This is a genomic window from Nonomuraea sp. NPDC001636 (assembly GCF_040298265.1).
Classification (GTDB): Bacteria; Actinomycetota; Actinomycetes; order Streptosporangiales; family Streptosporangiaceae; genus Nonomuraea.
Genome location: NZ_JBEOZT010000014.1, coordinates 62,080 through 86,107, shown reverse-complemented (window position 1 = coordinate 86,107; position 24,028 = coordinate 62,080). Strand labels below are relative to the sequence as shown.

25 protein-coding genes and 1 pseudogene are annotated in these 24,028 nt (G+C 70.4%); 10 read left to right on the top strand and 16 right to left on the bottom strand.

Going from position 1 to position 24,028, the window contains the following annotated elements:
- Positions 1-23: 23 nt before the first annotated feature.
- Positions 24-173, bottom strand: coding sequence for a hypothetical protein (locus tag ABT158_RS25465; protein WP_352357366.1), 150 nt, complete (start codon positions 171-173; stop codon positions 24-26).
- Positions 174-325: 152 nt separating this feature from the next.
- Complete coding sequence (locus tag ABT158_RS25460) at positions 326-541, bottom strand: hypothetical protein (protein WP_352357364.1); 216 nt, start codon at positions 539-541, stop codon at positions 326-328.
- Between the two features lie 667 nt (positions 542-1,208).
- On the opposite strand from ABT158_RS25460, the gene ABT158_RS25455 reads away from it, so the two are divergent.
- The gene (locus tag ABT158_RS25455; RefSeq protein ID WP_352319091.1) at positions 1,209-2,072 is read left to right on the top strand and encodes a helix-turn-helix domain-containing protein; all 864 of its coding nucleotides are present in this window, start codon (positions 1,209-1,211) and stop codon (positions 2,070-2,072) included.
- Positions 2,073-2,129: 57 nt separating this feature from the next.
- Positions 2,130-2,354: a DUF397 domain-containing protein gene (locus ABT158_RS25450; protein WP_352357362.1), complete on the top strand. Its 225-nt coding sequence runs from the start codon at positions 2,130-2,132 to the stop codon at positions 2,352-2,354.
- Between the two features lie 33 nt (positions 2,355-2,387).
- Here ABT158_RS25450 and ABT158_RS25445 read toward each other — a convergent pair whose 3' ends face one another.
- The gene (locus ABT158_RS25445) at positions 2,388-3,113 is read right to left on the bottom strand and encodes a DUF6082 family protein (protein WP_352357360.1); all 726 of its coding nucleotides are present in this window, start codon (positions 3,111-3,113) and stop codon (positions 2,388-2,390) included.
- Positions 3,114-3,203: 90 nt separating this feature from the next.
- The gene (locus ABT158_RS25440) at positions 3,204-4,604 is read right to left on the bottom strand and encodes an MFS transporter (RefSeq protein ID WP_352357358.1); all 1,401 of its coding nucleotides are present in this window, start codon (positions 4,602-4,604) and stop codon (positions 3,204-3,206) included.
- 109 nt (positions 4,605-4,713) lie between these two features.
- On the opposite strand from ABT158_RS25440, the gene ABT158_RS25435 reads away from it, so the two are divergent.
- The 4 genes from ABT158_RS25435 to ABT158_RS25420 all read left to right on the top strand — a co-directional run bounded on the left by ABT158_RS25435 (position 4,714) and on the right by ABT158_RS25420 (position 8,641).
- Positions 4,714-5,541, top strand: coding sequence for a helix-turn-helix transcriptional regulator (locus ABT158_RS25435; RefSeq protein ID WP_352357356.1), 828 nt, complete (start codon positions 4,714-4,716; stop codon positions 5,539-5,541).
- Positions 5,542-5,600: 59 nt separating this feature from the next.
- Positions 5,601-6,674 (top strand): CapA family protein, encoded by a 1,074-nt coding sequence (locus tag ABT158_RS25430; RefSeq protein ID WP_352357354.1) that lies wholly within the window; start codon positions 5,601-5,603, stop codon positions 6,672-6,674.
- Between the two features lie 41 nt (positions 6,675-6,715).
- A complete protein-coding gene (locus ABT158_RS25425) occupies positions 6,716-7,654 on the top strand; it encodes an alpha/beta fold hydrolase (RefSeq protein ID WP_352357352.1) in 939 nt (312 codons plus the stop codon).
- A gap of 396 nt (positions 7,655-8,050) precedes the next feature.
- Positions 8,051-8,641, top strand: coding sequence for a TetR/AcrR family transcriptional regulator (locus ABT158_RS25420; RefSeq protein WP_502911568.1), 591 nt, complete (start codon positions 8,051-8,053; stop codon positions 8,639-8,641).
- Positions 8,642-8,832: 191 nt separating this feature from the next.
- Here ABT158_RS25420 and ABT158_RS25415 read toward each other — a convergent pair whose 3' ends face one another.
- Positions 8,833-9,126 carry a hypothetical protein gene (locus ABT158_RS25415; protein WP_352357348.1) on the bottom strand — a complete coding sequence of 98 codons (294 nt, stop codon included), beginning with the start codon at positions 9,124-9,126 and terminating at the stop codon, positions 8,833-8,835.
- Positions 9,127-9,299: 173 nt separating this feature from the next.
- Between ABT158_RS25415 and ABT158_RS25410 the strand changes: the two genes are divergently transcribed.
- Positions 9,300-9,830 carry a tetratricopeptide repeat protein gene (locus ABT158_RS25410; protein WP_352357346.1) on the top strand — a complete coding sequence of 177 codons (531 nt, stop codon included), beginning with the start codon at positions 9,300-9,302 and terminating at the stop codon, positions 9,828-9,830.
- A 153-nt stretch (positions 9,831-9,983) separates the two neighbouring features.
- Here ABT158_RS25410 and ABT158_RS25405 read toward each other — a convergent pair whose 3' ends face one another.
- From ABT158_RS25405 to dnaK, 6 genes and pseudogenes are all read right to left on the bottom strand, one after another.
- On the bottom strand, positions 9,984-10,637 hold the full coding sequence (locus ABT158_RS25405; RefSeq protein ID WP_352357344.1) for a hypothetical protein: 654 nt from the start codon (positions 10,635-10,637) through the stop codon (positions 9,984-9,986).
- A gap of 218 nt (positions 10,638-10,855) precedes the next feature.
- On the bottom strand, positions 10,856-13,426 hold the full coding sequence (clpB, locus tag ABT158_RS25400; RefSeq protein ID WP_352357342.1) for an ATP-dependent chaperone ClpB: 2,571 nt from the start codon (positions 13,424-13,426) through the stop codon (positions 10,856-10,858).
- 30 nt (positions 13,427-13,456) lie between these two features.
- Positions 13,457-13,780 (bottom strand): annotated as a pseudogene (locus tag ABT158_RS25395) (heat shock protein transcriptional repressor HspR); the annotation flags it as partial.
- Between the two features lie 3 nt (positions 13,781-13,783).
- Positions 13,784-14,965 (bottom strand): molecular chaperone DnaJ, encoded by a 1,182-nt coding sequence (dnaJ, locus tag ABT158_RS25390; RefSeq protein WP_352357340.1) that lies wholly within the window; start codon positions 14,963-14,965, stop codon positions 13,784-13,786.
- A gap of 21 nt (positions 14,966-14,986) precedes the next feature.
- Positions 14,987-15,586 (bottom strand): nucleotide exchange factor GrpE, encoded by a 600-nt coding sequence (gene grpE, locus ABT158_RS25385; protein WP_352357338.1) that lies wholly within the window; start codon positions 15,584-15,586, stop codon positions 14,987-14,989.
- Entirely contained in the window at positions 15,586-17,457 is a 1,872-nt protein-coding gene (gene dnaK / locus ABT158_RS25380) for a molecular chaperone DnaK (RefSeq protein WP_352357336.1), read from the bottom strand. Before dnaK ends, grpE begins: the two co-directional genes overlap by 1 nt.
- 241 nt (positions 17,458-17,698) lie before the next feature.
- Here dnaK and ABT158_RS25375 point away from each other — a divergent pair, with 241 nt between their 5' ends.
- Entirely contained in the window at positions 17,699-18,169 is a 471-nt protein-coding gene (locus ABT158_RS25375) for a hypothetical protein (protein ID WP_352357334.1), read from the top strand.
- Here the strand turns inward: ABT158_RS25375 and ABT158_RS25370 are convergent.
- Complete coding sequence (locus ABT158_RS25370) at positions 18,166-18,609, bottom strand: hypothetical protein (RefSeq protein WP_352357332.1); 444 nt, start codon at positions 18,607-18,609, stop codon at positions 18,166-18,168. The two genes, ABT158_RS25375 and ABT158_RS25370, sit on opposite strands and share 4 nt — an antisense overlap.
- An 81-nt stretch (positions 18,610-18,690) precedes the next feature.
- Here ABT158_RS25370 and ABT158_RS25365 point away from each other — a divergent pair, with 81 nt between their 5' ends.
- The gene (locus tag ABT158_RS25365; protein WP_352357330.1) at positions 18,691-19,572 is read left to right on the top strand and encodes a proline dehydrogenase family protein; all 882 of its coding nucleotides are present in this window, start codon (positions 18,691-18,693) and stop codon (positions 19,570-19,572) included.
- 39 nt (positions 19,573-19,611) lie between these two features.
- A complete protein-coding gene (gene proC, locus ABT158_RS25360) occupies positions 19,612-20,406 on the top strand; it encodes a pyrroline-5-carboxylate reductase (protein ID WP_352357328.1) in 795 nt (264 codons plus the stop codon).
- A 34-nt stretch (positions 20,407-20,440) separates the two neighbouring features.
- Here the strand turns inward: proC and ABT158_RS25355 are convergent, their stop codons facing one another.
- The 4 genes from ABT158_RS25355 to ABT158_RS25340 all read right to left on the bottom strand — a co-directional run bounded on the left by ABT158_RS25355 (position 20,441) and on the right by ABT158_RS25340 (position 23,858).
- On the bottom strand, positions 20,441-21,184 hold the full coding sequence (locus ABT158_RS25355; protein ID WP_352357326.1) for an ABC transporter permease: 744 nt from the start codon (positions 21,182-21,184) through the stop codon (positions 20,441-20,443).
- A complete protein-coding gene (locus ABT158_RS25350; protein WP_352325260.1) occupies positions 21,181-22,071 on the bottom strand; it encodes an ABC transporter ATP-binding protein in 891 nt (296 codons plus the stop codon). Before ABT158_RS25350 ends, ABT158_RS25355 begins: the two co-directional genes overlap by 4 nt.
- Before the next feature lie 81 nt (positions 22,072-22,152).
- Positions 22,153-22,812 carry a response regulator gene (locus ABT158_RS25345; protein WP_352357323.1) on the bottom strand — a complete coding sequence of 220 codons (660 nt, stop codon included), beginning with the start codon at positions 22,810-22,812 and terminating at the stop codon, positions 22,153-22,155.
- Positions 22,809-23,858, bottom strand: coding sequence for a sensor histidine kinase (locus tag ABT158_RS25340; RefSeq protein ID WP_352357321.1), 1,050 nt, complete (start codon positions 23,856-23,858; stop codon positions 22,809-22,811). The genes ABT158_RS25345 and ABT158_RS25340 overlap by 4 nt, the downstream gene beginning before the upstream one ends.
- Positions 23,859-24,028 lie beyond the last annotated feature (170 nt).

Sequence of the window (24,028 nt, the reverse complement as noted above, 5' to 3'; positions counted from 1 at the left end):
GGAGATGTCCCGCTTTCCCTAGGTCATCGGACGACCTGCGGCAACGCCAGCGGCGTGCGCGGATCGTGCGGCTCCTCAAAGTCGGACCGCAGCGGCGTCCAGGAGCGGCCGTACAGGCGTTCCGACGGGGTGATCCAGAGCACCAGCGGGATCCGTCCCGACCGGGTGTGCATGGTCGTCTCCGGCCAGGACCAGCAGCCCCAGCGCCCCGAGCACCATGAGCTCGCTGCGGACGCGCCAGATCCGCGTCAGCGGGCCCCCGCCGCCCGCGCCCGGGAGGTCCTCGACGGCCGGGTAGGTCTGGTTGCGCGGGTTCCTCGACACGTCAGGACACCTCCTCGGGCACCCGTGACGCCACCGTGAGCTGGTCGAAGCGCGGGTCGCGGTAGGCGCGGGCGCCGAAGCCCGTCCTGGTGACCGTCCAGCCCCGGTAGATGGCGAACTCGTCCGGCTCCATGCAGATCTCGCGGTCCGTCCATGCGACCAGATCCCGGATCCGGGACTTGATTCGGCCGAGCCCCTTGGTACCTTGTGAGTACATAGAAGACCCCTTTCGCGGCATTTCCAGAGGTGGCTTCTTCGCCGGGTCGCAGATCGGGTCCCGTCCCGCCGCAGGGTGGCAGCCCATATGCGGCGAACGCGGATCCGGTCTCGGCCCGGCACTTTCTTCGTGCTCCGATGAGCGACACGCTTTTCAGGCGATGGGACGGTCCTTCCGGCAAGCGGCCTCCCTTGGCTGGACATTCGTATCCGGGACGGCTCCGTTGCCGGTGAGGCGGCCCTCGCGCGGGCGCCCGATCGTGAGCGGAGAGCCCGACGGGCGGGGCCGTTTCGGCATCCCGGCCTCCCCTCGTCGGACGAGAACCCTCCTGGCTCGATCGTCCTCCGCGTTGGATGATGCTGCAATACATCGAGCAAGGGAAGAATTAAGTTTCTTCGCAGATTGCCGTTCTAGTTGCCGTGCAACTTGCACGCATTCTGTCATGCGCACATGAGACGTCCAGGACGGCCGTAAATCCTCACCCTGACCTCTATACCTACGTGAAGCCTTGTCTTGCTCCCACGCTCTCTCCGTGAAAGCCTTCGGGCAACCCCATGCGGCAGAGTTCGTGCAAGTTGCAGTGTAAGATTGAGTGAACGGCCCACAAACCGGGTTGCCAAACGATCCGTTCCCGCCACACCTTCATTCCCGACAAGGAGAGTGGACGGTGCCATCGCAGCAGGGCAGTCCGACAGTGCGCAGGCTCCGCCTAGGCCAGGAGTTGCGCCTCCTTCGCGAACGACGGAAGTTCACCGGGGCCCGGGCGGCGCGCGAGCTCGGCTGGTCGGCCAGCAAGGTCAGCCGCATCGAAGCCGCGAAGACCATGCCCAGCGCCGCCGACATCAAGGCGTTGGGCGAGCTCTACAGCCTCGACGGCGACAGACTTGACGAACTCTTCGGCCTCCTGCGAGATGCGGAGCAGCGTGGGTGGTGGGAAGATTATGAAGACTCCCTTCCCGAGGAGTACATCAGGCTTCTCGGGCTGGAGGCGGAGGCGACGGTTCAGCGCAACTGGGAACCCCAGTTGGTGTCCGGTCTCCTCCAGACCGAGGACTACGCGCGAGAGGTCATCCTCTCCGCGCGCGGAATCGTCCGGATCACGCACAGCGGCGTGCGCAGTCGCGTCGAGGCCCGCCTCGACCGTCAGCAACGGGTTCTGCACCGGCCCGATCCCTGCCGCCTCAACGTGGTGCTCGACGAAGCGGTGCTGATGCGGCGCTTCGGGGAGCCCTCGGTCATGCGGGAGCAGATGGAACACCTCATCGAGGTCTCCCTGTTGCCGCACGTCAACGTCCGGGTGTTGCCGCTGGACTCGCTCCATCCGGTCAATACCGGGGCGTTCATTCACCTGAAGTTCACCGGTTTCGACGATGTCGTCTATTTGGAGCACTTGTACACTGCTCACTTCGTAGAGGACCTCGAACGAGTCGCCGGCTATGAGAACGCTTTTGACCACATGTGGGCAGAGGCACTCGACGAGGACGAATCCCGCGTACTCATCCAACGCAAAGCCATGTTGTGGCGGCGCTAGAACGCGCGGTCCCAGTAGGCGGGCAATGGGGCCCTGCCTATACCTTTTGGGGAGAAAATGCACACCACTACGATCCCGAACTGGCGGAAGAGCACCTTCTGCAATGGAGCGACCGCTTGTGTCGAGGTCGCCCCTCTGGCAGACGGTAACGTCGCCCTGCGGGACAGCAAGGTTGAGGACGGCCCCGTGCTCGTCTTCACGCCGTCCGAATGGGCCGCCTTCACCGCAGGGGTGCGTGACGGCGAGTTCGACCTGCAGACCCTGGCCTCCGCCGCCGGGTGAGCAAGCGGCCCTGACGAGTTGGCGACACAACCTTCAGGGCCGCCCATGACGAGGACCGGTCCGAGTGCGCCGGCTCGTCCCGCCTCGTAAGTTGTCCCAGATCCGGCCCCCAGCCGCCGCCGCAGCGTTCAGCGCGGCAGGACGAGCGGGGCCGACGAGCAAGTGATCCGGCCCTGATGTCCTGCTCTGCCGCCAGGCGTCGTCGATCGCGTCGACGAATCGCAGGGCGGCTTTGTCGTCCGCGGTCGCGCGTCGGTAGTCACGTGTGCTCTCCCAGAAGCGCCCGCCTGCCGAGGTGGAGAAGAACTCGTTGCGGGCATGCGCGATGAGCACGCGCTCGGACATCTCGCCGAGCACAAAAGCCGCCTCCCAATGCGACATGACGAGGTTGAGGTAAATGTGCAGACGCGGGTCGAGGCCGTTGTCCGGCAGCCCCAACCCGCGCCGCAACACCGGATGGGTCATCTGGAGCTGCATGAGCTGGAGGTGGTGGGCGCGGTTGGCGGCCGAGCGTGACAGCCGCATCTCCTTGGCCTGCAGGAACAGCGAGAAGCCGATGGCGACGAGCGCGAAGGCGGACAGGATCGCCGACGCGGCTCCATAGGTCTCGCCGACCGCGCTGAGCTGCTGCCACCGCGCATCTTCCGGCACCAGCAGCTTGAGGAGGAGCGGCGAGCCCATCGTCATCGCGATGAGGCAGGCGACTGCTGCCAGGAGGAGGGTCAGCAGGGGCGACCGCCGCGGAGATCGGGATGCCATGCCTCCATGGTGACGAAGGGCCCGCGCCCAGTGAAGGCAAGGCCGGCGATGTCGGCGACCGGGTGGGAGCGATCGTCGCCGGCCGGCACGTCAGCGGCGGCGGATCAGGAAGAGGCTGCTCAGGCCCGCCAATACGGCCAGGCCGGCCATCGCGACGGCGGCCATGAGGGAGGCCGAGACGGTGCCGTGGCCCTGGCTCAGCGAGATGAACAGGGTGCCCACGGTCGAGACGCCGATGACCTGGCCGAGCTGCATCACGGTGAGCAGCGCGCCGCTCGCGTCCGCCGCGTACGCGCCGTCCACCTGCTCGGTCGCCATGTTGGTCACCGCCACCTGCACGCCGAGCCCGGCGCCGATGAGGGCGCTCATGACGGCGTACAGGACGCCGCCGTCGGCGGCGAGGCCGAGGCCGAGGTAGGCGGGCGCGGCCACCACGTAGCCGACCGGGACGAGCGGGCGCTGCAGCCCCGCGGGCAGCCGCGGCCACAGCAGGCCGACGACGCCGAAGGCGAGCGCGCACGGCACCAGCATCATGCCCGAGCCGAGCGGGGAGAGGTGCAGGTCGCCCTGGAGGTGCAGGGCCGAGGTGAACAGGAACGCGCCCCACGTCGCCGGGCCGAACAGCAGGATCGCCAGGCCGGGACGCATGCCCGGCGAGGCCAGCACCTTGGCGTCCACCAGCGGACGCCCGCCCCGGCCGGTCACCCAGCGCTCGACCCGGACGAACGCCACGAACATCACGACACTGAGCCCCATCGACACCCAGCCCCAGACGGGCCAGCCCAGGTCACGTCCGAGCACCAGCGGCACCACGAACAGCAGCACGGCCGCCGACAGGGTCACCAGGCCCCACGGGTCGAGCCCGGTCCTGCCGCCGCCCTCGTCGGCGGGCAGGGCGCGGAACCCGATGCCGAGCAGCACCGCCCCGACCGGCACGAGCACCAGGAACACCACCCGCCAGCCGGCGCCGAAGCCGAGCAGGATGCCGCCGAGCGCCTGGCCCACGACGATGCCGCCGCTGATCACCAGTGACCAGAGCCCGATCGCCCGTCCGCGGGCGGCGCCCTGGTAGTTGCGCTGGATCAGGGTCAGCACCTGCGGCATCATCATGGCCGCGCCGGCGCCCTGGGCGAGGCGGAAGCCGATCAGCCAGCCCGTCGAGGGCGCGAGTCCGGCGCCGAGCGTGGTGACGGTGAACACGGCCAGACCGCCGAGGAAGGCGTTGCGATAACCGAAGAGGTCGCCGATCCGGGCGCCGGTGATCAAGAGGACGGCATAGACAATGGTGTAACCGGCGACGATCATCTGCAGCCCCGCGCCGGAGGAGTGCAGGTCCGCCTCGATGGTCGGGGTGGCCACGTTGACGATGTTGACGTTGAGGATGGCCAGGAACTGCCCGACGAGGATCACTGCGAGGAGCAGACCGCTGGCCTTGGCCCTGTCCGGTGGGGTGACCTGGACAGGAGTGGTGACAGTGGCGGATTCGGTCATGTGTTTCATTATTCTGCGAATCCGATACCAGTAACGAGAGTCCCTTTATACTGGTATTGGCGGCACCTGGATAAGTGTGCGCGGATGCCCCCATAGTGGAGGTGTGACCGTGACCGAGGCAAGACGTACGGATCTGGCGGCGTTCCTCCGGACCCGCCGGGCGCGCATCACTCCCGAGATGGTGAACCTCGCGCCGGGCCCCCGCAGGCGTACGCCGGGGCTGCGCCGCGAGGAGGTCGCCCAGCTCGCCGGGGTGGGCGTCACCTGGTACACGTGGCTGGAGCAGGGCCGGCCGATCAACGTCAGCGGCCAGGTGATCGACGCCGTCGCCCGTACGCTCATGCTGGACAACGCCGAGCGCCAGCACCTCTACCGGCTCACCGGCCAGGCCGAGGCCCCCGCCGTCGCCGACGCCAGCCGCATGCCGCCCGAGATGCAGGGCATCCTCGACCAGCTCGGCGACATGCCCGCGTCCGTCACCAACAGCCGTTCGGACCTGCTGGCCTGGAACGCGGCCTACGCCACCTTGTTCCCGCACGTCGTCGGGGCCCCGGACGGCGAGCGGAACTCGTTGTGGCAGACGTTCGTCAACACGCGGGCCGCGACCACCCTCGTCAACCGCGAGTCGGAGCTGCCGCGCGCGGTCGCGGTCTTCAGAGGCGCCTACAGCCGGCACGCCGACGACCCCTGCTGGCAGGACTTCGTGCGGCGGCTGAGCGCGGAGAGCGCCGAGTTCGCCCGCATGTGGGCCAGGCAGGACGTGGCCGAGCCGGGCCCCCGCGTGAAGGTCTTCAAGCACGAGCTCGCCGGTGACCTCCGCTTCAGCACGACCAGCCTGAACGTCTCCGCCACCCCCGAGACGCGGCTGATCGTCTACAGCCCCAAGGACGACGCCACCAGGTCCGCTTTGACCTGGTTGATGGGTACCAAGTCCTAATCTGCCGCCCATAGAATGCTCGATCCGTAAAAGTCTGGATCGAGCGGAAATGGCGGTAGATGAGACTCCCCCGTGTCCTACCGGTGCTGGTCGTCGCCGCCTCCCTCGCGGCATGCTCGTCGGCACCTGACAAAGAGCCGCAGAGCAAGAAGGTCGAGCAGCAGGCGGCCGAGTCGCCGAGCTCGAAGCCGAAGCCCGCGCGCCGGCCGTTCACCATCTCCTTCGGCGGCGACGTGCACTTCGAGGGCATGCTGCGCGGCCGGCTCGCCAACCCGGGCACCGCACTCGGGCCCATCGCGAACGTGCTGCGCAAGGCCGACCTGACGATGGTCAACCTGGAGACCGCCATCACCACGGCCGGGACGCCCGCGCCCGGCAAGCAGTTCACCTTCCGCGCGCCGGCGACCGCGTTCAACGCGCTCAAGGCGGCCGGGGTGGACGTCGCCTCCATGGCCAACAACCACGGCATGGACTACATGGAGAGCGGCCTGGCCGACTCGCTGGCGGCCATCAAGCGCAGCAAGTTCCCGATCGTGGGCATCGGGGCGAACGCCGCACAGGCCTACAGACCCTTCCGCAAGACGGTGAACGGCAACCGGGTGGCGATCATCGGCGCCACGCAGGTGCTCGACGCCGAGTTCATCCAGTCGTGGACGGCCACGGCCGACAAAGGCGGACTGGCCTCGGCCAAGGACGAGGCGAGCCTGCTGAAGGCCGTACGGCAGGCGCGCAAGACCTCCGACACCGTCATCGTGCACCTGCACTGGGGCACCGAGATGCAGAAGTGCCCCAACGAGGCCCAGCGCTCGCTCGCCCCCAAACTGGTTGCGGCGGGCGCCGACGTCGTGGTCGGCGGGCACGCGCACATCCTGCTCGGCGCCGGATACCTGGACAACGCCTACGTCAGCTACGGCATGGGCAACTTCGTCTTCTACAACTCCACCCCGGGCACCACGGGCAGGACGGGCGTGCTGACGCTGACGATCAACGGCCGCAAGGTGCTCAAGGACCAGTGGACCCCGGCCACGATCCAGGGCGGCATCCCGATCCCCATGACGGGCCCGGCCAGGACCCAGGCCGTCAGCGACTGGAAGGCGCTGCGCGCGTGCTCGGGGCTGGCCGCGCGGCCATGATCGATCTATCCTCTGGACAGTTCGTCCAATAGGAGGTCGCCATGCGGCAGGTCGAGTCCGGCGGGGTGCGGCTGGCGGTCTTCGAGGAGGGCGCCCCCGCGGCGCCCACGATCCTGCTGCTGCACGGCTACCCGGACACCCACCGCGTCTGGGACGAGGTCGCCGCCCTCCTGCGCGACCGCTTCCACCTGGTCAGGTACGACGTGCGCGGCGCCGGCGCCTCCACCGCGCCGCGCGACCGCCGGCACTACGCCTTCGACCACCTGATGGCCGACCTGGCCGCCGTGATCGGGGCCGTCGGAAAACCGCGCGTCCACCTCGTCGGCCACGACTGGGGCTCGCTGCAGGGCTGGGAGGCCGCCGTCACGCCCGGCCTGCGCGACCGCCTGGCCTCCTTCACCAGCCTCGGCGGGCCGGGGCTGCGGCAGGTGTCCCACTTCATGCGGCACGGCGGGCGGCGCGACGTGCTCGGGCAGCTCGCCCGTTCCTGGTACATCGGCGCGTTCCAGCTGCCGGTGCTGCCCGAGCTGGCCTGGCGCACGGTCGTGCCGCGCGTCCTGGCCCGCACGCTGCGGCGCACCGACGGCGTCGGGCCGCGGCCGGGGCATCCGGCGCACACCCTGGCCAGGGACGCGCGCAACGGGCTGGAGCTCTACCGGCGCAACATGTTCGGCGCGCGGCGGGACGCCGGGCCCGAGGTCGTGCGGGTGCCGGTGCAGCTCGTCGAGGCCCGCAGGGACCCGTTCGTCACCCCGGCGCTGCTGGCGGCGACCGCCCGGTGGGCCGACCGGCCGTGGCGCCGCACGATCGAGGCCGGCCACTGGATGCAGCGCAGCCACCCCGCGGCGGTCGCCGGGCTGATCGCCGGGTTCGTCACGCACGTGGAGGGCGGCTCAGCGGAGAAGGGGGCACGACGGGCGCCGCCGCGCGAGGACGACGCCTCCGGCCCGGCCCGGCTTCGCGGATATCGCGCAAATTGAGAATTATTCGCGAAATATCGTCTCGCAATATAGTGTGCCGGGCATTGTGCTGAACAATATGACGGTCGCCGGCGGGAACATTTTGTCGAACATATCATCGGTGGGGTGTCATCCAGGGCCGCATCCCCGGCCGTCCGCGCTGGGCCGCGGGCCGCGGGCAGGGCCGGATCCGGTGCGCCGACCAGTACGGAAATTCGGTTATGCCGGCCCGTGGATTTCGCCGCGGGCGACGCGGCAGGCAGTCATCCGAGAAATCCCGCAAATGAGTAGGTAACGATCGTGCAGACGAGAGAAGATGAATCCGTGTCTTCGCCGCAAATGGATGATGACTGCGTCCACCCCGAAGCTCTCCGGCGGCAGCCGGCCCAACGCCGCAGCGCCCGGCGCGTCGAGCGCATGCTCGACGCCTGCGCCGAACTCCTCGACGAGACCGGCTACGAGGCCCTGTCCACCACCCGCATAGCCGAGCGGGCAGGCGTCGCGATCGGTTCGGTCTACCAGTTCTTCCCCGACAAGCGAGCCATCACCCAGGAGCTCACCCGGCGCAACGTCGAGCAGTTCGTGGCGCGGGTGGGGCTGCGGTTCATGGAGGAGGAGTACCGCGGCTGGTGGGAGGCCGTCGACGCGATCATCGACGAGTACGTCGACATGCACCGCACGGTCCCCGGCTTCCGGAGCCTGCACTTCGGCGACGTCGTCGACCTCAACCTGCTCGACTCCGACTCCGAGAACAACACGGTCATCGCGGGCAGGCTGCGCGGCCTGCTGCTCAAGGAGTTCGGGCTGGCCGACAGCGAGCCGCTCGACCTGGCCGTGCTGGTCGCGGTCGAGGCCGGCGACGCGGTGCTCAAGCTGGCCTTCCGGCGCGACCCCGCCGGCGCGCCCGACATCATCGACGCCGCCAAGCACCTGATGCGAGGGTTCCTGTCGCGTCAGCTCAAGTCGTGGTCGCCGCACGTGCTGACCGAGGGCGAGGTGGGACGCTGACCGGGATCCGGGCATGACAGCGACGAGCGATCGTCACTGTCCGTCACGGGTCTTCCTGAGGTGAAGATGTACGATCTCCCGCCGTCCGCCTTCAAGCGCAGTGCCCCCCTTCGACCCCCGCCACAGGCGTGGGCCGGTCCGCGTCGCGCTCGGGCTCGCCCGGGCCGTGCGGTCCGTGGTCGCCGGCCGGATCACCGGGCCGTGCCGGCGATGACCGGCCGCCGGCCGCCGGGCGCGGCCCGCTGCCGGGCCTCGGGCACCTGCTGGATGCGCGGCGTCACCGGCGTACGCAGGCAGGGCAGGGGGAACGACACCGGCCGGACGTCCCGGGCCTGCCGGACGTCGAGCCTGGCCTGCAACGCGTGCAGGTTGCGTTCGGCCGTCCGGATCGCCTCCAGCCGGGCCGACAGATACCCGGCCACGCCGGGCCCGAGAGCCGAGAGGACGACGGCGCAAGCCAGCGTGAAGGTCATCTGCCTGGACATGCCCATTACAGCCCCCTCCGCCCGCGTACCGCAAAGCATGCCGTATATGCCCACTGACCTGCACATACACGCGCAGCGTGACCAGCCTTGGACGAGACGTTGCCGAATTTGCCTGTGACCGGCGATGCGCATTGACCGGGCAAACCGCCTGGCGGCTCGGTAGTCTCGCGGGTGTGGCGCATGTGACCCGAGAGCACCTTGATCGTCTGCTGGAGCAGGCCCTGCTGGCCGACGACCACAGTTCCTTGGCCAGTCGGCTTTACGACGTCGCGCTCGGTTATTCGTCCGGCGACGTCTCCAGGGCGTCCATCCTCGTCCTCGCCGCCGAGGAGTGGCGAGCGGCGGGCCAGCCCGCACGCGCGATGGAGTGTTTCCAGCGCGCCGTGGAGGACGGCGGCGACGCGGGCTTCGACCCGCGCGCGGGCATCGCCGACACCCTCTTCGAGCTCGAACGGCCCGACGAGGCCCGGGAGCTCATCGAGACCATCCGCGCGGAGGGCGACGTCTCCACGGCGACCGCCCACACCATCGCGGAGACCCTGGTCGCCTACGGCGATCTGCGGGGCGGCCTCGAATGGGCCACCCAGGCCGTGCTGGGCTGCGAGGAGGGCGACCCCGAGCAGGTGGCGCTGCTGCGGACGCGATACCGGATCAGGGTCGACCTCGGCCTTCCGGAGGACGAGCTCGACGAGCTCGTCTCCTAGTCGCGGGGGCCGGCCGGCGGGCCCCCGCGCGGGGCCCGGCTTGTCGCGTGCCCGCGAAGCCGGGCCGGAGGGGCCGCGACAGTGCGCGGCCACGGCCCCTCCGGTTGGGGAAGCCGGGCGCGGCAGGCACGACCCGCGCCCGGACACATTGGCTCAGTGCAGGTCGAGAGCGGGCAGCAGACGGCTGAAGCCGTCGATCGCGGGGTAGCCGCCGGGCAGCGTCGACGCGCCCTCGATGCTCTCCACGGCCCTGGGCAGCAGGTTCGAGATCAGATCGCCGCCGACCTCCCGCACCGGCTGCCGCGCCCGGTCCGGCGACTTCGCGGCGCGGGCCGAGGCGGGGGCGGTCGGCTTCTCGCCGAGCGTCATCTCGGCCGGCACCCGGGCCGCGACGGGCGTCTGCGGCAGCGCGGGGAGGGCGGGCAGCGCGGGCACCTGCAGCGTCGTGGCCAGATCACGCATCCCGCTGTTGCCGGCGGACGCGGGGAACAGCGCGGGCGAGGCGCTGTTCAGCGAGGGCATGCCCCACGTCGCCCCGACGCCGCCGAGGTCGGCCAGCGGGCCCATGGCGGACCTGGCGGCGGCCAGACCCGTCAGGCCGAGCCGCCTGGCCATGTCACCGGCGGCCATGGCCAGCTTGCCGACCTCCTCGGTGACGACCCGATGGCCGTTCGTCCTGCCCTCGTTGAGCTGGAGCTTGGCGTGGCCGTCGCAGTACGAGGCGACCGCCTCGGAAGGCGGCCGGCAGGTGTCGGCCACCGAAGGACCGGCGACCGGCCAGGTGACGCCCACGGTCAGAACGGCCACCGTGAGGATGCTTCGGATCTTACGAGATGACACCGCACGTCCCTCTGATCGGAATCGGTGATCTGACGAACGCCGAAGCTAGCCACGTGCCCGGCCGGTCGCGTGCGGCTTGTCCGAAGGGTGGCGGGAACCTTACCCCGCGGCGACGGGACATGACCCTGGCATGACATGCCGGAGCCCGGAGATCCGCGGGGATCTCCGGGCTCGACGGCACCGCCTCAGCCGCGCTGGATGAGCAGCTCGTCGTCGCCGAGCTCCACCCTGACCTTGTCGCCGTCGGCGATCTCGCCGGACAGCACGGCCTTGGCCAGCTTGTCGCCGATGGCCGACTGGACCAGGCGGCGCAGCGGGCGGGCGCCGTACAGGGGGTCGTAGCCGGTCAGCGAGAGCCATTCGCGGGCGGCCGGGCTGACCTCCAGCGTCAGGCGGCGGTCGGCCAGCCGCTGGGCCAGGCGGTCGACCTGGAGGTCGACGATCTGGGCCAGCTCCTCGGAGCCGAGCGCGTCGAAGAGGATGACGTCGTCGAGCCGGTTGAGGAACTCCGGCTTGAACGAGCCGCGCACCGCCCCCATGACGGCCTCGCGCTTGGCGTCGTTCTCCAGCTTCGGATCGACCAGGAACTGCGAGCCGATGTTGGAGGTCAGGATCAGGATCGTGTTGCGGAAGTCGACCGTACGGCCCTGGCCGTCGGTCAGCCGTCCGTCGTCGAGCACCTGGAGGAGGATGTCGAACACCTCCGGGTGGGCCTTCTCCACCTCGTCCAGCAGCACCACCGTGTACGGCCGCCGCCGGACGGCCTCGGTGAGCTGGCCGCCCTCCTCGTAGCCGACGTAGCCGGGAGGCGCGCCGACGAGCCTGGCCACGCTGTGCTTCTCGGAGTATTCGCTCATGTCGATGCGGGTCATCGCCCGCTCGTCGTCGAACAGGAACTCCGCCAGCGCCTTGGCCAGCTCGGTCTTGCCCACACCGGTGGGCCCGAGGAACAGGAACGAGCCCGTGGGACGGTCGGGGTCGGCGATGCCGGCCCGGCTGCGCCGCACGGCGTCGGAGACGGCCTGTACGGCCTGCTGCTGGCCGATGAGCCGCCGGCCCAGCTCCTCCTCCATGCGCAGCAGTTTGGCCGTCTCGGCCTCCAGCAGGCGGCCGGCGGGGATGCCCGTCCAGGAGGAGATGACCTCGGCGATGTCGTCGGCGCCGACCTCCTCCTTGACCATGGCGTTGTCCGGCGGCGCGGCGTCGGAGGCGGCCTGGAGGGCCTGCTCCAGGCGGGGCACCTCGGCGTACATGAGCCGGGAGGCGGCCTCGAAGTCGCCGTCGCGCTGGGCCCGCTCGGCCGCGCCCCTGGCCTCGTCGAGCTGCTTCTTCAGCTCGCCGACCTTGTTGAGCCCGGCCTTCTCGTGCTCCCAGCGGCCGACGAGGGCGTTGAGCTCCTCCTGGCGGTCGGCCAGCTCCTGGCGCAGGCGGTCGAGCCGCTGGACCGACGCCTCGTCGGTCTCCTTCGTCAGGGCCAACTCCTCCATCTTCATGCGGTCGACGCTCCGCTGGAGCTGGTCGATCTCCACCGGACGGGAGTCGATCTCCATGCGCAGCCGCGAGGCGGCCTCGTCGACCAGGTCGATGGCCTTGTCGGGGAGGAAGCGGTTGGTGATGTAGCGGTCGGACAGGGCGGCGGCGGCGACCAGCGCGCCGTCGGCGATCTGCACCTGGTGGTGGGCCTCGTAGCGGCCCTTGAGCCCGCGCAGGATCGCGATCGTGTCCTCGACCGTGGGTTCGCCCACGTAGACCTGCTGGAAGCGGCGCTCCAGCGCGGGGTCCTTCTCGATGCGCTCGCGGTATTCGTCGAGCGTGGTCGCGCCGATCATGCGCAGCTCGCCGCGGGCCAGCATGGGCTTGAGCATGTTGCCGGCGTCCATGGCGCCCTCGGCGGCCCCCGCGCCGACGACGGTGTGCAGCTCGTCGATGAACGTCACGATCTGCCCGTTGCTCTCCTTGATCTCGGAGAGGACGGCCTTGAGACGCTCCTCGAACTCGCCGCGGTACTTCGCGCCGGCCACCATCGCGCCCAGGTCGAGCGAGATCAGTCGCTTGTTGCGCAGCGACTCGGGCACGTCGCCGGCCACGATGCGCTGGGCCAGGCCCTCGACGACGGCGGTCTTGCCGACGCCGGGCTCGCCGATCAGCACCGGGTTGTTCTTGGTGCGGCGGCTGAGCACCTGGACCACGCGGCGGATCTCCGAGTCGCGGCCGATCACCGGGTCGAGGCCGCCGCCGCGGGCCCGCTCGGTCAGGTCGACGCCGTACTTCTCCAGCGCCTGGTAGGTGTCCTCGGGCGTCTCGCTGGTGACGCGGGCGTGGCCGCGTACCTTCTCGAAGGCGTCGAGCAGCGCCTGCGGGGTCGCGCCCTGCGACTTGAGCAGCTCGGCCATCGGGCCGCCGTCGGCCGCCAGGCCGACGAGCAGGTGCTCGGTCGAGACATAGAGGTCTTCGAGGCGGTTGGCGTGCTGGGCGGCGGTGTTCATGACGGTGAGCAGCTGCCGCGAGCTCGACGGCGCACCCACTGTCGCGCCCTGAGCCTTCGGCAGCGCCGCGAGCTGCTCCTCGACGCGCGCCCGCAGCGTGCGCCAGTCGGCGCCGACCGCTTCGAGCAGCGGCACGGCCGTGCCGCCCGTCTGGGAGAGCAGCGTGGAGAGCAGATGGGCCGGAGAGATCTCCGGGTTGCCCTCGGCGGCGGCGCGCCGCATGGCACCCGAGAGAGCTTCCTGGCTCTTCTGGGTGAGCTTGTAGTCCATAACCTAGGCCCCCGGTGGCAGCTCGTAGCGGATCAGCGCCCGGACCATCCGCATCTCGGCGCGCAGGCGGTGAACCTCCTCACGCAGCCGCAGAGCTTCGTTCTCGAGTTCGAGGATCCGCTTGATGCCCGCGAGGTTGATGCCCTCCTCCTGGGAGAGCCGCTGGACCTCGCGGAGCTGGATGATGTCTCTTGTGGAGTAGAGGCGGCCGCGCCCGGCGGTGCGGCCCGGGCTGACCAGGCCGAGCCGGTCGTACTGGCGCAGCGTCTGCGGATGGAGCCCGGAGAGCTGCGCGGCCACCGAGATCACATAAACAGGCGTGTCGTCGGACAGGTCGAAATAGTTGGCGTCCATCGGCTACTCGCTTCTGGCTCGCTGAATGAGATCGGCGCGCGGGTCGTCGCCCGCGGTCGCGGTGTTGAACTCGGTGAGGAGCTCGCGCGACTTGTCGTCGAGCGTCTTCGGCACGAGCACCTCGACGCTGGCGAGCAGGTCACCCTTGGTGCCGTCCTTGCGGGTGACGCCCCTGCCCCGCACGCGGAACGTGCGGCCGTTGGGCGTGCCCGCCGGGACGCGCAGGGTCACCGGCATGCCCTTGAGGATCGGCACCTTGATCTCGGCGCCCAGCGCGGCCTCCGAGAACGTCACGGGAACCGTGATCGTCAGGTTGTCGCCCGTCCGGCCGAACACGGGGTGCGGCTTGACGTGCGTCAGGATGTAGAGGTCGCCGGCGGGGCCGCCGTTCTCGCCCGGCGCGCCCTTGCCCTTGAGCTTGACCCGCTGCCCGTCGGCCACGCCGGCGGGGATCCTGGCCTGGATCGTGCGGGTGCTCTTGGCCCGGCCGTTGCCCTCGCACACGGGGCAGGGGTCGTCCACGAGCAGCCCGCGGCCCTTGCAGTCGCGGCAGGGCTCGGAGAAGGCGAAGTTGCCCAGGTTGCGGCTGGCCGCGCCGGTGCCCTCGCAGGTGGGGCAGACCCGGGGGGTCGTGCCCGCCTTGGCGCCGGTGCCGCTGCACGCGGTGCAGGCGGCCGAGCTGGTCAGCCTGAGCGAGACCGTGGTGCCCTCGACGGCCTCGGTGAACGCGAGCGTGACCTCGGACTCGACGTCCTGGCCGCGGCGCGGTCTGGTGGCGCTCGTCGTGCGGGTGGAGCCCCCCGCCCCACCGCGGTTGAACAGCCCGCCGAACAGGTCGCCGAGCCGCTCACCGGCGCCCCCGCCCTGCTGGCCGGCGGTGCCGCCGAACAGGTCGCCGAAGTCGAACGGGAAACCGCCACCGCCGGGGCGCTGTCCGCCCACCCCGGACCCGAACAGCGTGCGCGCCTCGTCGTACTCCTTGCGGCGCTTGCCGTCGGACAGGATGTCGTACGCCTCCGAGACCTCCTTGAACTTGGTCTCCTTGGCGGCGTCGCCCTGGTTGGTGTCCGGGTGGTACTGCCTGGCCAGCTTCCGGTACGCCTTCTTGATCTCATCGGCGGTGGCGGTCTTGGGCACACCAAGGACGGCGTAGTAGTCCTTTTCCAGGTAGTCCTTGGTGCTCATCTACGGCCCTTCGTCCTTTTGTCAGTTTGCTTCGTCGTCATTGGACGCCGCAGGAGCGTCCTCGGGCTCGGCCACCGCCACCCGCGCCGGGCGCAGCACCCGCTCGCCCATCCGGTAACCGGGCTGGAGCACCTCGATCGCGGTGGGCTCGGTCACGTCGGGCGAGTAGCTGTGCATCAGCGCCTCGTGGACCGTCGGGTCGAACGGGTCGCCCTTCTGGCCGTAGGCGCTGAGGCCCAGCTTGGTGAGCACCGACTCCAGCGACTCCGCCACCTTCGCGAAGCCACCGGTCAGCTCGCCGTGGTCACGGGCCCGTCCGATGTCGTCGAGCACAGGGAGGAGCTCGGTCAGCGCGCCGGCGACGGCCTGCTCGCGGACCGCGACCCTGTCGCGCTCGACCCTTCTGCGGTAGTTCGTGTACTCCGCCTGGAGGCGCTGGAGGTCGGCGGTCCGCTCGGCGAGCTGGGCCGCCAGCTCACCGTCGTGGGCCGCCGCCGGCGCCTGCTCGGCGGGCGCCTCGGGCTGCTCGCCCGAGGTCTCCCGAACCTCGCCCGTCTCCGGGTCGATCTTGCGCTTGTCGCGGATCACCGGCTCCTCGTGCCCGTTGTCGCGCGCCGGCATCACTGGTCCTTCTTCGGCTGGTCTTCGTCGACGATCTCGGCCTCGACCACGTCGTCGTCGGCCTTGGCGCCCTGACCGGCGGTGGCGTCCTGCGGAGCGCCCTCGGGGCCGGCCTGCTGGCCCTGGCCGGCGGCGTAGATGGCCGAGCCCATCTTCTGGCTGACCGTGGCGAGCTTCTCCGCGGAGGTGCGGATGACGTCGGTGTCGGTGCCCTCAAGAGCCTTCTTCAGCTCCGCCAGGGCGTCGTTGACCTCGGTCTTGATGTCGCCGGGGACCTTGTCGTCGTTCTCGCGGAGGAACTTCTCCGTCTGGTAGGCCAGACCGTCCGCGTTGTTGCGGACCTCGGCCTCCTCGCGGCGCTTCTTGTCCTCCTCGGCGTACGACTCGGCCTCGCGCATCATGCGCTCGATGTCGTCCTTCGGCAGCGCGGAGCCGCCGGTGATGGTCATCGTCTGCTCCTTGCCCGTGCCCAGGTCCTTGGCGGAGACGTTGACGATGCCGTTGGCGTCGATGTCGAAGGTGACCTCGATCTGCGGGATGCCGCGCGGCGCCGGGGCGATGCCGGTCAGCTCGAAGGTGGCCAGCTTCTTGTTGTACGAGGCGATCTCGCGCTCGCCCTGGTAGACCTGGATCTGCACCGACGGCTGGTTGTCCTCGGCCGTGGTGAAGACCTCCGAGCGCTTGGTCGGGATCGTCGTGTTGCGCTCGATGATCTTGGTGAAGATGCCGCCCTTGGTCTCGATGCCCAGCGACAGCGGGGTCACGTCGAGCAGGAGGACGTCCTTGACCTCACCCTTGAGCACGCCGGCCTGGAGAGCGGCGCCGATGGCGACGACCTCGTCGGGGTTGACGCCCTTGTTGGGCTCCTTGCCGCCGGTCAGCTCGCGGACGAGCTCGGTGACGGCGGGCATGCGGGTCGAGCCGCCGACGAGCACCACGTGCGCGATGTCGGAGACCTTGATGCCGGCGTCCTTGATGACCTGGTGGAACGGGCCCTTGGTGCGCTCGAGCAGGTCGGCCGTCAGGCGCTGGAACTCGGCCCTGGTCAGCTTCTCGTCGAGGTGCAGCGGGCCCTCGGAGGAGGCGGTGATGTAGGGCAGGTTGATGTTGGTCTCGGCCTGGCTGGACAGCTCGATCTTGGCCTTCTCCGCGGCCTCACGCAGGCGCTGGAGGGCCATCTTGTCCTTGGCGAGGTCGACGCCGTGGGCGTTCTGGAAGCGCTTGACCAGCTCGTCGACGACGCGCTGGTCCCAGTCGTCGCCACCGAGGTGGTTGTCGCCGGAGGTGGCCTTGACCTCGACGAAGCCGTGGCCGTCCTCCTGGCCGACGTCGAGCAGCGAGACGTCGAAGGTGCCGCCGCCGAGGTCGAAGACCAGGATCGTCTGGTCCTGCTCCTTGTCGAGCCCGTAGGCGAGGGCCGCGGCGGTCGGCTCGTTGATGATGCGCAGGACGTTGAGGCCCGCGACCGTGCCGGCCTCCTTGGTGGCCTGGCGCTGGGCGTCGTTGAAGTAGGCCGGGACGGTGACCACCGCGTCGGTGATCTTCTCGCCCAGGTACGCCTCGGCGTCCTGCTTCAGCTTCTGCAGCACGAAGGCGCTGATCTGCTGGGGGGAGAACTTCTTGCCGTCGATCTCCTGGGACCAGTTGGTGCCCATCTCGCGCTTGACCGAGCGGATCGTCCGGTCAACGTTGGTGACGGCCTGCCGCTTGGCGACCTCGCCCACCAGGACCTCGCCGTTCTTCGCGAAGGCGACCACGGACGGCGTGGTCCGCGAGCCCTGCGCGTTGGCGATGACGGTGGGCTCACCGCCCTCGAGGATCGAGACGACGGAGTTGGTCGTCCCAAGGTCGATACCTACCGCACGTGCCATGAGTACGTCCTTGTAGTCAAAGTTGAGTCGGTTGGACTCAAGCTACGGATTCGTGTCGTCTTTGTCAAACGACTTGAGCCTACCCGACTCAACCCCGCTGAGCGTGACAGCATTCCCGGCAATCGGGCAACAACCACCGTGATTCTCCACAACACGCGTAACGGGGGCGGGCGCTTGGTGGTTCCACCGGACCGCGGGGCGGACCTGTTCGACCTGCACTTCGCCGAGATCCAAGGCCCTCATGGACGCCACGGTGACGCTGGAGGACGTCGCGGCCCTGCCCGCCGGGGAGGAGAAGCTGCGCGCGCTGCACGCCCGCAACCGCGAGCTGGGCTCCGAGCGGTCGTTCGAGCAGTTCCTGCCGTACGGCCTCGGCCAGCTGCTGACCCTGCCGCTGCGGCCCGGCCAGCGGGCCACCGTGCTCCGGCTCCTCGCGGCCCTGCCCACCACCGACGTGCGCGGCGTCGTCCGCGACCCGGAAGGCAGGCCGGGGCTGGAGGTGCGCACCCAGCCGGAGTCGTGGCGCTTCTTCGCGGACCTGGCGTCCGACGTGCTGGTCCTCGACCAGGGCACCAGCGAGCCGCTGGCCACGTCCGCCCACAAGGCCAGGGCCTTGTGGGACGTGCCGGTCGCCGTGACGTACCTGCCGGGGAACGGCTGGAGCGACGCGCGTCCGGCCGTTCCCGAGGGCTGCCGGCGCCTCGGCCGCTAGGGCTTCGCGCCGTCCACGAGCTTGCGCTTGCCGAGGGCGTGCTTGAGCTTGACGGTCGTGGTCTTCTCCACGGCCAGCATGATGCAGGAGACGTTCTCGGCCTTCGGGGACGTGCCCTCGTACAGGGTGATGGTGACCTTCTTGGCGGTCTCCTTGACCGTGACCTTGTCCAGCACGGTGCACGGCTCCACACCCGACCACCAGGTGAGCCTGACCTGCTTGCCGCGTGCGACGGCCGTGGCCTTGGTCCAGCGGACCTTGTGCACGTTGATGGCGTCGCCGGTGGGCTTGACCGGCTCGGGGGCCTTGCTGGGGGCGGTGGTGACCGGTGTCACGACGTGCTCGGCGGGCGTCTGCGGCAGCGGACGGGCGGCCGGCGGCGATGTGGCACAACCCGTCGCGAGCACCAGAGAACCGGCGAGAAGAGTCGCTGTCGTCATTGTGCGCATATCCCTAAGACGAAAAGGGCAGGTCCGCGGTTCAGCGATATACCCGGGAAGTGGGCGGTTAGTGTGGGTCACGTGCTCCGTCAGGCAATGCTCGCCGTCTCCAAGAGCGAACGCGCCGAACGCGTCATCACCACATCGCCGCTGACCAGGGACGTGGTCAAGCGATACGTCGCCGACGACGTCGGCGAGGTCATCCGCGAGCTGGCCCACGAGGGCCTGCTCGTGACGGTCGACCACCTGGGCGAAGAGGTGACCGACAGGAGACAGGCCGAGGCGGCCGTGCGCGAGTACCTGGCGCTGCTCGACCGGCTGCCGCCGGGCGGCGACGCCTCGGTCAAGCTGACCGCGCTCGGGCTGCGGCTGTCGGAGCAGGTCGCGCTCGACAACGCGGCCACCATCTGCGAGGCGGCGGCCGCCCGCGGCATCACGGTCACGCTCGACGCCGAGGAGCACGACACGATCGGCGGCCTGCACTTCGTGCACGCCACCCTGCGCAAGGAGCACCCCGACGTCGGGATCGTGGTCCAGGCGTACCTGCCCGACGCGCTCGAACGCTGCGAGAAGCTGGCCGGCGCCCGTGTACGGCTCTGCAAGGGCGCCTACACCGCCCCCGGCGCCTACAGCAGGCCGGCCGACGTCGACCGCTCGTTCGTCCGCTGCCTCAAGATCCTCATGGCGGGCACCGGCTACCCCATGATCGCCACGCACGACCCCAGGATGATCCAGATCGCCTCCACCCTGGCCGTGCTCGACGGCCGCGACGTCAACGGCTTCGAGTACCAGATGTTGTACGGCGTGCGCCCCGGCGAGCAGCGCCGTCTGGCCGGGCTCGGCGGCCAGGTGCGGGTGTACGTCCCGTACGGCGCCGACTGGTACGCCTACCTCATGCGCCGCCTGGCCGAACGCCCCCGCAACCTGGCGTTCTTCCTCAGATCGCTGCTGTCGCGGGGCTAGTAGGCTGGGCCGGCGTCCGTTCCCCTTCGAGAGGTCGAGATGATCGCGATTCTGGGCACCGGCAAGATGGGCGAGGCCCTGCTGTCCGGGCTGCTGCGCGCCGGGTTCAAGCCGGGCGACATCATGGCGACCAGCCGCCGTCCGGAGCGGGCGCAGGCGCTGCGCGAGACGTACGGCGTGCGCACGGTCGACAACGCCGAGGCGGCCAAGTCGGCCGACACCCTGATCCTGGCCGTCAAGCCCCAGGACATGGCGACCCTGCTGGCGGAGATCGCCCCCTACGTCCCGGCCGACCGCCTGGTCATCACGGCGGCGGCCGGCATCACCACCGCGTTCGTCGAGCAGCGGCTCGGCGTCGAGGTGCCGGTGGTCCGGGTCATGTCCAACACGCCGATCAAGTTCGACGAGGCGATGAGCGTGATCTCGGCGGGCGCGCACGCCGGCGAGGAGCACCTCAAGCTCACCGAGGGCCTGCTCAAGCCGGTCGGCAAGGTGCTGCGCATCCCCGAGTCCCAGCAGGACGCCGCGACCGCGCTGTCCGGCAGCGGCCCCGCCTACTTCTTCTACCTGGTCGAGGCCATGGTCGACGCGGGCATCCTGCTCGGCATGCCGCGGGCCGCCGCGCTCGACATGGTCACCCAGTCGATCGTCGGCGCGGCCGTGATGCTGCGCGACTCCGGGGAGCACCCGGTGATCCTGCGGGAGGCCGTCACCTCGCCGGGCGGCACCACCATCGCGGCCATCGCCGAGCTGGAGCGCCACAGCGTGCGCGCCGCCTTCCTGGCCGCCATCGAGGCCGCCCGCGACCGGGGGCGCCAGCTCGCCTCGGGCTGACCGGCGGCGGGGGAGCCCGGCCGCCGGGTGCGGCTCAGGCGTCCCGCCGCTGCAGGAGCACGGCCCCCGCCACCACCGCGACGGCGACCCACAGCGCGTAGACGCCGAGCCCGCTCCACGGCCCCAGCGGGTTCCCGGGCTGGTCCAGCACGATCTCCATACCGGCGTTGGTGGTGAAGTGGTCGGCGACGGCCTTGCCCCACTCGCCGGGCAGCGCGTTGGTGAGCTGCGGCAGCACCATCATCAGCGCGATGGCCGAGACGATCGCGCCCGGCGTGTGCCGGATCAGCGTGCCGAGCCCCAGCCCGAACAGGCCGCAGGCGGTGAGGTAGAGCCCGGCCCCGAACACCGACTGCGCCGCGGAGCCCAGGTCGACCGAGCCCGGCCGGAGGATCGCCACGCCGACGGCCACCGCGGCGGCCGCCGCGACCGTGGAGACGACCAGCGCCGTCGCGGTGAACACCACGATCTTGCCGGTGAGCAGCTGCAGCCGCCGCGGCACGGCCAGCAGCGACGTGCGGATGCCGCCGGTCCGGTACTCGCTGGAGATCACCAGGACGCCCAGCGTGGCCATGGACAGCGCGGCGAACATGATGCCGGTCAGGCTCGTCATGACGGCCTGGTCACCGGTGATGGGCTGCCCGTCGGCCGTCGCCTTGGACGCGACCGACAGCAGCCCGCCCAGGCCGATCAGGAGCACGGCGGTGACGGCGAGCGTCCACACCGTCGAACGCACCGAACGGATCTTGGTCCATTCGGACCTCAGGATGTCGGTCATGACGAGTACTCCACACTGTCCTTGGTGAGCTCCATGTACGCCGCTTCGAGCGAGGGCTGCACGAACGTCAGCTCCTCCAGGGGGATCCCGGCCCGAGCGGTCAGGGTGCCGATCTCCAGCGTGCTCATCGCGGTGACGCGCAGGTGGTCGGGGTACAGGTCGCCCACCTTGACCAGGTCGGCGACCTCGGCCAGGCGCGGCGAGCGCACCCGTACGTAGCCCTGCGAGCTGCGCCCGATGAACTCCTGCACGCTCGTGTCGGCGATCAGCCGGCCCCGCCCGATCACGATCAGGTGGTCGGCCGTCTGGGCCATCTCGCTCATGAGGTGGCTGGAGACGAACACCGTCCGCCCTTCGGCGGCCAGCTTGCGCATGAACGTGCGGATCCACAGGATGCCCTCGGGGTCGAGCCCGTTGACCGGCTCGTCGAAGAGCAGGATCTCGGGGTCGCCGAGCAGCGCGGCCGCGATGCCGAGGCGCTGCGACATGCCGAGCGAGAAGCCGCCGATCCGTCGCCGCGCCACCTCGCGCAGGCCGACGGCCTCCAGCACCTCGTTCACCCGGCCCGCCGGGATGCCGTTGCTCTGGGCGATGGCCAGCAGGTGGTTGCGGGCGCTGCGGCCGCCGTGCACGGCCTTGGCGTCCAGCAGCGCGCCCACCTTGCGCAGCGGGTGCCGGTGCTCCTGGTACGGCCGCCCGTCCACCAGCACGGACCCGCTCGACGGCCGGTCGAGGCCGAGGATCATCCGCATGGTCGTGGACTTGCCGGCGCCGTTGGGCCCGAGGAACCCGGTCACCTGGCCGGGCTCGACGTCGAACGACAGGTCCGCGACGGCATGGGTGGCGCCGTAGCGTTTGCTCAGGTTGGTTGCGCGAATCGCCGTCATGCCACCAAGCGTGCCGCCCGGGGCCTGCGTTCTCTTCGGCCATGAGGACGTTCTTGCCGGGCGCGGCCTGGGAGCCTGGTCCTAGTCTCCAGGTTTGATCAGCGCCGCCTCGTACGCGACGATCACGGCCTGCGCCCGGTCCCTGACCCCGATCTTGGCGAACAGGCTGGTCACGTGGTTCTTGACGGTCGAGGGGGAGACGGCCAGCTGCCCGGCGATCTCGCTGTTCGACCGGCCTCTGGCGATCAGCACGAGGATCTCCCGCTCGCGCTCGGTCAGCGCGTCCAGCAGGGGCGGCGCGGGCGCGGCCGGCGGCCTCGACGCCCGGACGAACGTGCCGATCAGCCGGGTCAGCAGCCGCGGCGCGACCGCCGACTCGCCGCGGTGCACCACGCGCACGCCCTCGATCAGCTCCTCAGGGGAGACGTCCTTGGGCAGGAAGCCGTCGGCGCCCGCCCGCAGCGCCGCGACCACGTTCTCGTCCAGGTCGAACGTGCTCAGCGCGAGCACCCGCACGTCCGGCAGTTCCGAGGTGATCAGCTCGGTCGCCCGCACGCCGTCGAGCCCTGGCATGTGCAGGTCCATCAGCACCACGTCGGGACGCAGCCGCCGGCTCAGCTCGACGGCCCGCTCGCCGTCGCCGGCCTCGCCCACCACGGACAGGTCGGGCTGCGCGTCGAGCATCAGCCGGAACCCCTTGCGGACCAGCTCGTGGTCGTCGACCAGCAGCACCGTGATCATGTTGCCTCCAAGGGGATGCGGGCGTGCACCCGGAATCCTCCCCCGGGACGCGGGCCGGTCGAAAGCCGGCCGCCGCACAACGCGACCCGCTCGGCCATGCCGCCCAGCCCGAACCCCGGCGCGCCGCCCTGCTGCGGCACGCCGTCGTCGAGCACCTCGACCTCCACCGCCTCGGTCCCGTAGGCCAGGCGCACGCTGGCCCTGGCACCGGCGGCATGCTTGCGGGTGTTGGTCAGCGCCTCCTGCACGATCCGGTAGACGGCGTGGTCCACGGCCGAGGGCAGCGTCACCGGCTCGCCCGTGACGGTCAGGCTGGCGGGCAGCCCGGCGCTCCTGGCTTCGCCGATGAGCGCGGGCAGCCGGTCGGCCCCCACGCCGGTCGCGGCGTCCGGGCCGTCGTTGCCGTCGGCTCGCAGCACGTGCAGCAGCCGGCGCATCTCCGACATCGCCTGGCGGGCGGTCCGCTGGGCGCTCTCCAGCGCCTCGCGGGTGACCTCCTGCTCGGGCGCGAGCGTGGCCCGCGCGCCGCCGACCAGGGCGTTGATCACCGTGATGTGGTGCGCGACGACGTCGTGCAGCTCCCTCGCGATGCGCCGCCGCTCGGCCTGCACGGCGGCGTCGGCGGCCTCCAGCCTGCCGCGCTCGTTCAGCTCGGCCCTGGCCTTGACCAGCGCGCCGATGCCGGCCGGGATCGCGACGACGAAGGCACCGGCCAGGAACTGCCCGAGGCCCGGCCCCTTGATCTCCATCACCGTGCCGTAGGTGACGATCCCCACGACCGTCATGACCAGCGACGGACGGCCGGAGGAGTGACGAACCAGGCTGTAGAAGGCGATGCCCTCCGGGATGGTGGCCGACGTCACGAGTCCGGCCGCGATGCCGGCCACGTCGAACGCCGTCACGGCCCCGGCCACCAGCACCGGCCTGCTCCGGCGGACCAGCAGCAGCACGCTGGTCAGCAGGAAGTGCGCCGACCCCAGCGCCCCGTCGGCCCCCGTCTGGACGGACGACACGATCACCCCGAGGCCCGCGAACAGGGCGAGCACGACCACGATCGTGGTGTCGAAAACCCGGGGACGTCGGAAGAAATGGAAGATTCTGCGGAAAGGCCGCGCCCAGCGCACCATAAAACACTAAGTCACGAATTTTCTGATGCGACCGAGGCCGTCCCCGACGATCACCCGGGCTACAACCGGAACAGGGCGCTGCGGTAACG

Coding starts and splice junctions, on each gene's coding strand:
- ABT158_RS25465 (WP_352357366.1), bottom strand. CDS start 173: ATGCACACCCGGTCGGGACGGATCCCGCTGGTGCTCTGGATCACCCCG.
- ABT158_RS25460 (WP_352357364.1), bottom strand. CDS start 541: ATGTACTCACAAGGTACCAAGGGGCTCGGCCGAATCAAGTCCCGGATC.
- ABT158_RS25450 (WP_352357362.1), top strand. CDS start 2,130: ATGCACACCACTACGATCCCGAACTGGCGGAAGAGCACCTTCTGCAAT.
- ABT158_RS25445 (WP_352357360.1), bottom strand. CDS start 3,113: ATGGCATCCCGATCTCCGCGGCGGTCGCCCCTGCTGACCCTCCTCCTG.
- ABT158_RS25440 (WP_352357358.1), bottom strand. CDS start 4,604: ATGACCGAATCCGCCACTGTCACCACTCCTGTCCAGGTCACCCCACCG.
- ABT158_RS25430 (WP_352357354.1), top strand. CDS start 5,601: ATGAGACTCCCCCGTGTCCTACCGGTGCTGGTCGTCGCCGCCTCCCTC.
- ABT158_RS25425 (WP_352357352.1), top strand. CDS start 6,716: ATGCGGCAGGTCGAGTCCGGCGGGGTGCGGCTGGCGGTCTTCGAGGAG.
- ABT158_RS25420 (WP_502911568.1), top strand. CDS start 8,051: ATGCTCGACGCCTGCGCCGAACTCCTCGACGAGACCGGCTACGAGGCC.
- ABT158_RS25415 (WP_352357348.1), bottom strand. CDS start 9,126: ATGTCCAGGCAGATGACCTTCACGCTGGCTTGCGCCGTCGTCCTCTCG.
- clpB (WP_352357342.1), bottom strand. CDS start 13,426: ATGGACTACAAGCTCACCCAGAAGAGCCAGGAAGCTCTCTCGGGTGCC.
- dnaJ (WP_352357340.1), bottom strand. CDS start 14,965: ATGAGCACCAAGGACTACCTGGAAAAGGACTACTACGCCGTCCTTGGT.
- grpE (WP_352357338.1), bottom strand. CDS start 15,586: ATGCCGGCGCGCGACAACGGGCACGAGGAGCCGGTGATCCGCGACAAG.
- dnaK (WP_352357336.1), bottom strand. CDS start 17,457: ATGGCACGTGCGGTAGGTATCGACCTTGGGACGACCAACTCCGTCGTC.
- ABT158_RS25375 (WP_352357334.1), top strand. CDS start 17,699: ATGGACGCCACGGTGACGCTGGAGGACGTCGCGGCCCTGCCCGCCGGG.
- ABT158_RS25370 (WP_352357332.1), bottom strand. CDS start 18,609: ATGACGACAGCGACTCTTCTCGCCGGTTCTCTGGTGCTCGCGACGGGT.
- proC (WP_352357328.1), top strand. CDS start 19,612: ATGATCGCGATTCTGGGCACCGGCAAGATGGGCGAGGCCCTGCTGTCC.
- ABT158_RS25355 (WP_352357326.1), bottom strand. CDS start 21,184: ATGACCGACATCCTGAGGTCCGAATGGACCAAGATCCGTTCGGTGCGT.
- ABT158_RS25350 (WP_352325260.1), bottom strand. CDS start 22,071: ATGACGGCGATTCGCGCAACCAACCTGAGCAAACGCTACGGCGCCACC.
- ABT158_RS25345 (WP_352357323.1), bottom strand. CDS start 22,812: ATGATCACGGTGCTGCTGGTCGACGACCACGAGCTGGTCCGCAAGGGG.